The following is an 8,805-nucleotide window of genomic DNA, read 5'->3' as shown; positions in this document are numbered from 1 at the left end:
GGATGCTGATAATTACTTAGAACATAGTGTGAATCTTTCATTGAATCCACCGCCCTTAATCCCGTTGCTTCTGCTCCGACCGGTACAGAAAGGATTCTGGAAAGCTTTTTCGTTTTTACATCATAGGCCCACACGAAGTTGTTCGTGTGCATATCGCTGTCTTCTCCGATGAAGAGGGTATTTAGATCTTCTGAGTAGCTTAAATTGTCCGGGTTGGCCACTAGGTCTGGATTGGCCGTGTTCCCAAGTGCATCCGGTGAAGCAAGGTCCTCACCCAGTACAAATCCGTTCATGCTGGCAGGGACATATTCGCTATCAATCTTTTCATTTCCATGGTCCGCTTGACTGCCAACAAGGTTCAATTCATATGTGACACCTGATTCAATCTTCGGAAGTTGAATATCATCCTGAACTGCATCTTTCTGCATTTCCATGCTGCCCTCTTGATAAGAGATGGCCATGTAGGCTTTATGATCCTTCTCGTTTACTGCCAGCCCTTCCATCTTGTTGAATTCAGAAGTCGCCCCCTGGATTGCGCCGTAACGGCGTGGTTCTAAGAAAGCCGCTTCTTTTTCTTTCCCTGGTTTCACTTTTAGATATTCGACAGAATCATGGGAATTGGTCTTAACAGCCGTAAATCCTTCAGTTGGTTCTTCAGCTGTTTCGAAAATATCACTGAATGTCACTCCGCTGTCGATCATTTCTTTGATTTCTTTATCTGTACCGTGTCCAAGCTTGATCCAATTTAAATCACCAGATCCGCCTTTTTCTGTACCCGTTTGTTCGAACTTGGCAGCGTATAGAGTTCCTGCTGAGAAATCTTCCGCTTTGTCGGCTACATACATGAACATCATCGTATTGCCGCCGTCGTCTCCGAATAATGCCGTTTTGTTATCTGGAAGGACTTTCATCATTTCATGAGAGAAGCGCCCAGTGCTGTAATGTTTAACGACTGACGGCTCTCCATCATGAGATACTGAGATTTCAGGAATCCATCCATAGTTGTAAGGATTCGCCTTGGACTCATCTTTAAAATAATACTTGGCAAAGTTGCTTACTTCTTTGTAAGCATCAGATTCTTTATTTGCAAATTCCCGTGCATCTGGCTCATATTCCTCTGAACCAAGATGAGTTCCCCAGTCCGTAGTGGAACCGTTACACGGATTCCATAGTCCGTCTACACTTGAAAAATCAATCTTATGTGCTTCTTTCACTGAAAGCTTGCCCGATTTCTTATCCTGGTCAAGTTCAGAAAGGGTCATGGAAGCAGGCAGACCGGAAATCTCCTCACCGGCGTTGTTCTGTGAATCGTATTCGAAATGGGAAATCATAAATGACTTGTTCCCTTTCGTCAGAAGGCTATTTGAATCTGGAGCATCCGAGATGAAATAGGAAGGATCTGTTGGAACGCTCGTATCCATGATTGGATCACCGTTCACATCGATCGGGGTTCCAGCCGGTATCATTTCCCCTTTGTTGGAGACGATTTTATCCTTTGATAGATAGAGCTGATCATAGTTAAGAGGTAATTCTTTTACTGTTCCATCTTTATATGTCACTTTCACTGTTGCAGTTGTATAGGTTTTTACCATGTTTTTAATATTGTCAGGAGCTTTCATGGAAGAGAATTCAACACTCTCAACTTTCTTGTGTGAACCTTTCTTTTTATCGTGCTCCCCGTTATCGTGAGCCATGGCTGTTAAGGATGAAGATGCAAGTAATGCCATCGATAATCCAATTGATAGTCTTTTTTTCATCTGTAATACCTCCTCAAGTATTTGCTACTATTCTAGTAAAACATGGGATGATTAAGGCAGTATGAATACAAGAGGGGAAAATTAAAGTCTATGTAAATATTCGGTTACTATTCCATATCATTTCATGTATATATGGACATGGTGTAATGTTTGGTGATCAAAGTAGGAAGATCGCCTTTCCAATGAATCCATAAAGAAAAAAGCGACGGGGCTATCCCCATCGCCATTCATTAAGATTCAACTGCTGTATCCAATGCATCAAACGGTTCTTTCTCTTTCGAAGTGATCGTATAGACGGTCTTTCCTTTCTGCCATTGCACGACAGTTTCCGGATGTTCCTTGAATCCGTTGATTGTAATGACACCCTTTTCGTCTGGTGCAGGTAGATAGTTCTTTTCGAGATAATCTACGACTTTTCTTCCCATGTCCTCCGCTCCATCATATCCATCAATGCGATACTCTGGATCTGTCGGAAAGTTAACTTTGATCAGCCAGTCTCCTTCATTCCAATATAGATACTCATGACCGGCTGCCCCTTCCTGGAGCCCTTTGATTCCATGGCCCAGATCGATGTTGGTCTGCTCGACCTTCTCATACCCTTTTATGGCCGCTGCAGCGTCTTCCGCAGATTCATACTGCTGCTTATGGATATCTTCATTTTCACTGCTGGTATCACTATTTGTTTTGTCACTACTGCCCCCAGCACCTTCATTAATCTCACCATCAGCGGCGTTTGTATTCTCGCCAGCATTGTCATCTCCATTGTTATCTTCATTCATGTTTGTTGAAGTTTCCGTTTGATTTTGATCCTGCGACTGATTGGTTTCGTCCTGATCGGATGCAGTCCCGTCTCCGCTGCAGGCTGATAAAAGAAATGCACTGCCTAGAAGGAGGGCTGCAGTATTTATTTTAATCGACATTTCTGCACCACCTTTTACTGTATGTATACCACGTTAAAGCCTATTTATTCAATAAATGATGGTAAAAGAGTTATCAATTGGATGAAGAAGGGTATGAACAAAAGGAGTATAAAGGGGGAGTTGTTGTACATGAGGATGACCAAGCTCGATTTGATGTCCTGTTTACTATCAAGGGACCACCATTCTTTCAAAAAGTTTTATCAGGATTATGAAACGTTTATGTTTCGCACGGGTTACCGGATGACAGGGTGCAGGACGGCGACGGAACAGATGATCCTGATGATCGTGACAAATATATGGGACCACCCCTCTGTCATTTCCAGATCATCGGACCGCTATTTATCGGTTATTTTGCAGAAGTTGATGGTAGATCATAAGTAGGACCGTCCTATTAATGGAAGAATAAAAATCCTTGAATTGAAGAGTACAGGCAAAGTAAACCGGTTAAGAGTAAGAAAGATCCTATCCTTTTATGATCCCTCTGAGTTTCTTCTATCCCCATGATTCCAATGGATAGACTGAGCAATAACATCATGAGTTCAATCCATTTATATTCCTGCATCACCAATACAAAGGTGGCAAGGACGAAACAACCCAAAGAGAAAACAGTACCTAATATTCTTAACAAGACATCACTCCTCCGTTTCCGTGTTCAAACAATCAGTCTCCTTCCTTGTTCTCACTAAAGAGATTGAAACTCTTTCATGACCTTCTCTTATTTTTGTGATATTTCTCCTTCTTGCCTCTTGCTCTTTTTAAATTCTTGTACGGACCGTGCCAACATAATGGTCATGCCCCCGATCAGATAGATCGGCTGACTATCGAAATGATCTTCGATGACTACATCCTGGAACAGGATAAAAAAGCCATATAGAATCCAAAAGCCCGTGAAGTAAATGGCGAACAGCCAGAATCTTGGATACATTTTTTCTTTTTTCATGTAATCGCTCCTGTATTTAAGTGAATATCGACCTCTTCATCCTCCAAAGCTCCCTGCTTCACGTACCGAATCAACTTCTCCGTCTCCCCTTTGACTCGTTTGACACCAGTTTCACTCAGAAACCAATTATCTTCGTTGGTATTGTCATCATCCACAGGACATAGGGTGAATGAGATCCAGTCCGGCATATACGTTTTTAGAGTGAGATGCAGCCTCCTCATATGGTAGGAAGTCGTCACGACGAGCAGGCGCCGGATATTGTGCAGATGAAATTCCCGATCCAAGACGAGTAGGGAAGCAAGCACATTTTCAAGGGTATGCAGGGAAAGGTCTTCTGTTAAGATATCTTTCTCCGAAACCCCTAATGAGATTGCTTCTTTCTTTAATTGAAGTGCTTCTGTATACTCATTTTCCGGCCACTTTACACCACCGGAAAACAGGATCTTACTGGCCCTTCCTTGTTTATAAAGTTCCACCGCTTTCGGCAATCGGTACTTCACTGCTTTGCTGCTGCCTGCAACAAAGATACAATCACCGTTCATTTGATCGTCTTGAGTAGAAGAGAATAATAGATGTGACATTTGGTCCTCTGTAAGATGTTCATGATTTAATTTAGAGATGTACATTCCGACCCTCGCTGTGTTCTTATTTATTTCGATAGACTCTTTTCTTTTTTCATCGTTTGAAGTGTCAAGATCACCCCCGTAAATCCCGCTAAAAATGATGGGGGGAGACTCCACATGAGATATCGCCAATCTCCAGTGTACAAAGAGACGAAGAGAAACAGAATGGGAAACCCGACTAATACGATGAGCGACACAGGTAAAGCCAATGAATTCATGTTTTTCATAGATAACCTCCGTATTCTTGATCTTAGCACTCTCTATATTTTAACATAATTTTCCTATACGTGATTCTCCCCAACAAAAAAAGAGGCACTTTTCCAATCAAGAAAAGTGCCCCTTGCTTCATCTTTTAAATAGCAGAAAAAGAATAAGGAAAATGATCATTCCCAGAAATAAAAGATATCCCATCCCCATGCTGTATACGAAATAGACTCGTACATGGAGGAGGATGCGGATGATATGAAAGATCAGGATGCACAGGAGCACCATGATGACGATATTGACCTGTCTGTCCCGGTTTCGATACATAGAAATCAGCTCCAATCAAAGAGCATCGTACAAGATGAAACTTGTACCCTTCGTCTTTCTATATACCTATTTTCCTTTGCCCCTCAATATTCATCAAACATCGATCGCTTCCAGCTGCTTACGTAAATCTGAAAGCTCAGTCTCGAGTTCGTCCAGTTTCCTTTGCTGGATATCCGTGTTCCTGCCAAAGGACTCGAGCTTCTCCAAGTCCCCTTGGATGCGGATATAATCTAATTTCACTTCGTTGACTTTGTATTCCAATTCTTCTTTCGTCATGTTGTTTCCCTCCTTTCATCTTTTGGTTGATCGAATCCTCTTGTATGGATCAAGTAAAATTGCCGTGCCAGAAATGCAGGAGTATAAGGCATATCATTCCGCAGCCACGATTCAATGGTCCCAATGATTGCCGCGGCGTCGTACCATATGAAGATCTCCTGCTGAATGCCTGCTTTTTGCACGAAAGACGCCTCTCCCCTGCTTTCGATCCTCGTCACGAGCCAGTCTGTGAAAAAGGTCAGGATTCTCTCTTTGAAAATAGGGATTCTCCTCGTCGCAAGAACCGTCTTATAAAACTTTCCATTCTGGGAGATATGTTCAAGGAATCTCTCCAGCACCTTGATATTTTCTTCATGATCCGGGTGCTCGTCCGTTTCCGGTTCTCCCAATACGCTTGAAATCTCGAGAATCATCTCATCGGCCATCTTATCCAGCATATCCGAAATGTCCTGATAATGCAGGTAAAACGTCACCCGATTGATGGTGGCCGCTTCTGTGAGCCAGTTGACGGTTAATTTCTCAAGATCCATCTCTTGCAGCAATTGGACAAAGGCGTCCTTTAATAGCTGGCGTGTTCGGAGGATCCTAGGATCGGTCTGTTTCTTTTTGTTACCCATATCATCTCTCCTTTCCCCAAGACTAATTGACGATTTCGTTGATTCTGTTTAGTTTTACAGGATTAAACAACAAGGTTTTTCGATGTGTAAACTAATCAACACAACCCACCGTACTGTTCATTGAAACCTTCCGGGATAGCTTCTATAATTTAATTTATGTTTTGTTTAGTATACTACACATTGTAAATTAAGCCCATGAAAGGAAGTGGAAAGGATTGAGTACCGTTACAAACTCCATAAAAAAAGGACCCGTCATGACCATCATGATTCTTGGCGCCTTCTTTACGATATTTAATCAAACCACCATGACCGTCGCCCTTCCCACGATCATGGATGTGTTCAGCATTGATGCATCCACCGGGCAATGGCTGACGACGGGCTACATGCTCGTGAACGGGGTCCTGATTCCCGTCACCGGCTATTTAATGCAACGTTATACGACGAGGCAGTTATTCCTGAGTGCTATGCTGATCTTTCTTGTAGGTACGATTGTCTCGGCCCTCGCACCCAATTTCCCTGTTTTGCTGACGGGACGGCTGATTCAGGCTGCGTCCACAGGGATCATCATGCCTCTCCTGATGAATGTAGTGCTGAAACTCTATCCACCGGAAAAAAGGGGAACCGCCATGGGGACCGTGGGGCTCGCGATCATTTTCGCTCCGGCGATCGGCCCGACACTGACAGGCTATGTCCTTGATGTGTTCCCTTGGCAGACGTTATTTTATGGCATGATTCCGTTCATTCTGATCATCATCATATGCGGATTCATTTTTCTCAGGAATGTGTCGGAAACGATTGAAAGCAAGATGGATATGATCAGCTTGATCCTTTCCACGATTGGATTCGGAGCCCTGCTTTATGGGTTCAGTGAAGCGGGAAGTGAAGGCTGGGGCAGTTTCGAGGTCATTGCCACATTGACTGTCGGAGTTGTGGCCGTCGGGCTCTTTTCATGGAGACAGTTGGTCACAGAACGACCATTTCTTGATCTTAGAGCATTCCGCTACAATATGTTCACGTTGACCACCCTCATTAATTGCGTGATTACGATGGTCATGTATGCAGACATGATCCTGCTCCCGTTATATCTTCAAAACGCCCGCGGGTTCACCGCCTTAGAAGCGGGATTCCTGATGCTTCCAGGTGCATTATTGATGGGGCTGTTGAGTCCTGCCGTGGGAAGATTATTTGACCGTTTCGGGGCAAAATGGCTTTCGGTCATCGGAATCACCATTATACTGGTCACGACGTACACGTTTACGGATTTATCAGATTCCACGAGCTACATGCATCTGATCCTGATGTACGCCGGACGCCGAGTCGGGATGGCCCTCTTCCTGATGCCGCTGCAGACGGCTGGACTGAACCAGCTCCCATCAAGTCTCCATTCACATGGGACCGCCATTTCCAATACGGCAAGGCAGGTCGCCGGTGCCATCGGGACGTCCCTCCTCGTCACGATCATGACGAGCCGGACGAAAGAACATCTCCAGGACATCATGATGGAAGGCTCAGATGCATCGAAAGCCCATATGATCATGGAAGCATCGATCGGGGGCATCAACGATACCTATTTTGCCATCATGATCATCGGGGCCGTCAGCTTAGTCCTATCCTTCTTCATCAAGAAGATAGAGCAGGCACCCGAGGAGTCACTCATGTCGCGTTCGAGCTAATATGGTGGGAGGCATCATCCTGTGATAGGGTGATGCCTCCCTTTTGTTATTTAGAAAAGATATGGAGTGTGTACCCAAACGTAATAAATATACCGAATATAACGAGGCCGAGTATGGTAATGATGTATTCTTTCTCTCCCGACTTCCACTGCATAAAAGCGTTAAATAGGAATATAACCATGATGATCAACACATTCTTTATCCCTGATGGAAAAAATACGACGTTCACGAAGAAAATGATCCACAAAATCCGTTTCCCCCATTTATGCAGGGAATTGACTTCCTCCGCTTCCGGCCTCCTCTCAATATTCCATTTCTTCCTGGCTGTTTTTTCACTAACATAAAAGAATAATATGAATACACCAATATACAAAATAAATTGATAGAGTCCATTCAGGATGCTGTTCATCTGCGCAGGCACTCACTTTCTTACGATCTGGTTTCTATAGCTGAATTCCTGTTCCAGAGAGCACCACTTCGAAACCTAGAATCCAAAATCTCCACCAGCTTCTCCGTCGTCTCCTCAACAAATCGCGAAATTTCATTGGGAGTCAAATAGTCAAACCGGTAATCCGGCTCCAAGGCGAAGGCATAGGAATCCCCTAAATAAAATTCGGTGATCCGTTTGATCTGTGTTGAAATCTGGTTTTCGGGAAAAATGTCCAAGTAGTCTGGAAAACGGTTGATATGCTGAAATACGTTGTGGAAAATGGTATTCCGATTTTCTTGTAAATAAACGAAATCCGCACCATACCAATCGCTTTTCACTGCCCTTGTGTAGCCGGGGGTTCCCAGTATGTCTTGATAGACCGGCTCTTTCTTTTTTTCCCGATGCATCCGGCTCCACTCCACATCCGTCACGAGATGTAGGTAATAGCCTAAATAAAAGGAGGAGCATGGATCGGTGAAACCGTCTTCCTCCTGTATGTACTTTTTCAAAAACAATTCAGGATTTATGCTCCCATCATCCTTAAAATGGGTGGTGATTTTGTCAGGAAAGAAGATGCCTGTCTCCGGATCAGGCAAACCACAATCCGGTCCGATATTTCCCACGACAAACTCTTTTTCTGTGACCCGCAATCCTCTATTCAGCAAATTCTCCGCAATTCTGAAATGTGCCATCCACGTTGCCAATGTTTTCAGTCCCCTTTTCTCCATATTTTCCGTACGATTAAAAATACAATAAACCCAACCAAATAAAATCCGCTTAATAACCAAAGATACGTTACCTCATTGGTCTTAAGGGAAATGAGGAATAGATCTATCGGATAGATATCACTGCAATAGTCAACATCCTGAGGCGTAAAAATGAACATCGGTTTACATTCCGATTGTGACATATAGGCGATCTTGCTTGTAAGGAAGATCGAGTTGATATATGAGAGAAGAAAAATGGGTATCGAGATCGCCCATAGTATCCACCATTTTTTCATCGGATCCCTCCTTAAAACCACTCTTCTTTAATAGA

Annotated in this window: 14 protein-coding genes; 3 read left to right on the top strand and 11 right to left on the bottom strand. The window is 43.6% G+C overall.

Features of this window, described 5'->3' with window-relative positions; all coding sequences use genetic code 11:
- Together BVI01S_RS01150 and BVI01S_RS01145 are read right to left on the bottom strand one after the other, a co-directional pair.
- On the bottom strand, positions 1-1,757 hold a 1,757-nt coding region (locus BVI01S_RS01150; RefSeq protein WP_061808889.1), incomplete at its 3' end, for a PhoX family protein.
- Between the two features lie 230 nt (positions 1,758-1,987).
- Entirely contained in the window at positions 1,988-2,677 is a 690-nt protein-coding gene (locus tag BVI01S_RS01145; RefSeq protein ID WP_061808888.1) for a hypothetical protein, read from the bottom strand.
- A gap of 129 nt (positions 2,678-2,806) precedes the next feature.
- Here BVI01S_RS01145 and BVI01S_RS01140 point away from each other — a divergent pair, with 129 nt between their 5' ends.
- Positions 2,807-3,058 (top strand): hypothetical protein, encoded by a 252-nt coding sequence (locus tag BVI01S_RS01140; protein WP_034762161.1) that lies wholly within the window; start codon positions 2,807-2,809, stop codon positions 3,056-3,058.
- A 10-nt stretch (positions 3,059-3,068) separates the two neighbouring features.
- Here the strand turns inward: BVI01S_RS01140 and BVI01S_RS01135 are convergent, their stop codons facing one another.
- The 4 genes from BVI01S_RS01135 to BVI01S_RS21970 form a co-directional block, all read right to left on the bottom strand.
- Positions 3,069-3,305 (bottom strand): DUF3953 domain-containing protein, encoded by a 237-nt coding sequence (locus BVI01S_RS01135; protein WP_061808887.1) that lies wholly within the window; start codon positions 3,303-3,305, stop codon positions 3,069-3,071.
- A gap of 87 nt (positions 3,306-3,392) precedes the next feature.
- A complete protein-coding gene (locus tag BVI01S_RS01130) occupies positions 3,393-3,617 on the bottom strand; it encodes a hypothetical protein (protein WP_061808886.1) in 225 nt (74 codons plus the stop codon).
- Positions 3,614-4,198, bottom strand: coding sequence for a YdcF family protein (locus BVI01S_RS01125; protein WP_244886819.1), 585 nt, complete (start codon positions 4,196-4,198; stop codon positions 3,614-3,616). The genes BVI01S_RS01130 and BVI01S_RS01125 overlap by 4 nt, the downstream gene beginning before the upstream one ends.
- A gap of 68 nt (positions 4,199-4,266) precedes the next feature.
- On the bottom strand, positions 4,267-4,467 hold the full coding sequence (locus BVI01S_RS21970) for a hypothetical protein (RefSeq protein ID WP_082804609.1): 201 nt from the start codon (positions 4,465-4,467) through the stop codon (positions 4,267-4,269).
- Positions 4,468-4,702: 235 nt separating this feature from the next.
- Here BVI01S_RS21970 and BVI01S_RS22390 point away from each other — a divergent pair, with 235 nt between their 5' ends.
- A complete protein-coding gene (locus tag BVI01S_RS22390; protein ID WP_156477276.1) occupies positions 4,703-4,897 on the top strand; it encodes a hypothetical protein in 195 nt (64 codons plus the stop codon).
- Here BVI01S_RS22390 and BVI01S_RS01115 read toward each other — a convergent pair.
- Positions 4,865-5,047 (bottom strand): SE1832 family protein, encoded by a 183-nt coding sequence (locus BVI01S_RS01115; RefSeq protein ID WP_061808884.1) that lies wholly within the window; start codon positions 5,045-5,047, stop codon positions 4,865-4,867. The genes BVI01S_RS22390 and BVI01S_RS01115 overlap by 33 nt on opposite strands.
- On the bottom strand, positions 5,044-5,664 hold the full coding sequence (locus BVI01S_RS01110) for a TetR/AcrR family transcriptional regulator (protein ID WP_061808883.1): 621 nt from the start codon (positions 5,662-5,664) through the stop codon (positions 5,044-5,046). The genes BVI01S_RS01115 and BVI01S_RS01110 overlap by 4 nt, the downstream gene beginning before the upstream one ends.
- Before the next feature lie 254 nt (positions 5,665-5,918).
- On the opposite strand from BVI01S_RS01110, the gene BVI01S_RS01105 reads away from it, so the two are divergent.
- Positions 5,919-7,337 carry a DHA2 family efflux MFS transporter permease subunit gene (locus BVI01S_RS01105; protein ID WP_061808902.1) on the top strand — a complete coding sequence of 473 codons (1,419 nt, stop codon included), beginning with the start codon at positions 5,919-5,921 and terminating at the stop codon, positions 7,335-7,337.
- Between the two features lie 46 nt (positions 7,338-7,383).
- On the opposite strand, the gene BVI01S_RS01100 is transcribed toward BVI01S_RS01105, so the two are convergent.
- From BVI01S_RS01100 to BVI01S_RS01090, 3 genes are read right to left on the bottom strand one after another with little or no spacing between them, the layout of a single operon-like run.
- A complete protein-coding gene (locus BVI01S_RS01100; RefSeq protein WP_061808882.1) occupies positions 7,384-7,746 on the bottom strand; it encodes a DUF4181 domain-containing protein in 363 nt (120 codons plus the stop codon).
- Positions 7,747-7,766: 20 nt separating this feature from the next.
- Positions 7,767-8,471 carry a zinc dependent phospholipase C family protein gene (locus BVI01S_RS01095; RefSeq protein WP_061808881.1) on the bottom strand — a complete coding sequence of 235 codons (705 nt, stop codon included), beginning with the start codon at positions 8,469-8,471 and terminating at the stop codon, positions 7,767-7,769.
- A gap of 5 nt (positions 8,472-8,476) precedes the next feature.
- Complete coding sequence (locus BVI01S_RS01090) at positions 8,477-8,770, bottom strand: DUF4306 domain-containing protein (RefSeq protein ID WP_061808880.1); 294 nt, start codon at positions 8,768-8,770, stop codon at positions 8,477-8,479.
- Positions 8,771-8,805 lie beyond the last annotated feature (35 nt).

This window comes from Rossellomorea vietnamensis NBRC 101237 (genome assembly GCF_001591825.1).
Lineage (GTDB): Bacteria > Bacillota > Bacilli > Bacillales > Bacillaceae_B > Rossellomorea > Rossellomorea vietnamensis.
Note: the sequence above shows the minus strand (reverse complement) of the source record. Positions and strands in the feature narration are given on the sequence as shown.

What these genes read in the sequence shown, in the direction of transcription:
- BVI01S_RS01145 (WP_061808888.1), bottom strand. Translation starts at nt 2,677, where the DNA reads ATGTCGATTAAAATAAATACTGCAGCCCTCCTTCTAGGCAGTGCATTT.
- BVI01S_RS01140 (WP_034762161.1), top strand. Translation starts at nt 2,807, where the DNA reads ATGAGGATGACCAAGCTCGATTTGATGTCCTGTTTACTATCAAGGGAC.
- BVI01S_RS01130 (WP_061808886.1), bottom strand. Translation starts at nt 3,617, where the DNA reads ATGAAAAAAGAAAAAATGTATCCAAGATTCTGGCTGTTCGCCATTTAC.
- BVI01S_RS01125 (WP_244886819.1), bottom strand. Translation starts at nt 4,198, where the DNA reads ATGTCACATCTATTATTCTCTTCTACTCAAGACGATCAAATGAACGGT.
- BVI01S_RS21970 (WP_082804609.1), bottom strand. Translation starts at nt 4,467, where the DNA reads ATGAAAAACATGAATTCATTGGCTTTACCTGTGTCGCTCATCGTATTA.
- BVI01S_RS22390 (WP_156477276.1), top strand. Translation starts at nt 4,703, where the DNA reads ATGAAAGATCAGGATGCACAGGAGCACCATGATGACGATATTGACCTG.
- BVI01S_RS01115 (WP_061808884.1), bottom strand. Translation starts at nt 5,047, where the DNA reads ATGACGAAAGAAGAATTGGAATACAAAGTCAACGAAGTGAAATTAGAT.
- BVI01S_RS01110 (WP_061808883.1), bottom strand. Translation starts at nt 5,664, where the DNA reads ATGGGTAACAAAAAGAAACAGACCGATCCTAGGATCCTCCGAACACGC.
- BVI01S_RS01105 (WP_061808902.1), top strand. Translation starts at nt 5,919, where the DNA reads ATGACCATCATGATTCTTGGCGCCTTCTTTACGATATTTAATCAAACC.
- BVI01S_RS01100 (WP_061808882.1), bottom strand. Translation starts at nt 7,746, where the DNA reads ATGAACAGCATCCTGAATGGACTCTATCAATTTATTTTGTATATTGGT.
- BVI01S_RS01090 (WP_061808880.1), bottom strand. Translation starts at nt 8,770, where the DNA reads ATGAAAAAATGGTGGATACTATGGGCGATCTCGATACCCATTTTTCTT.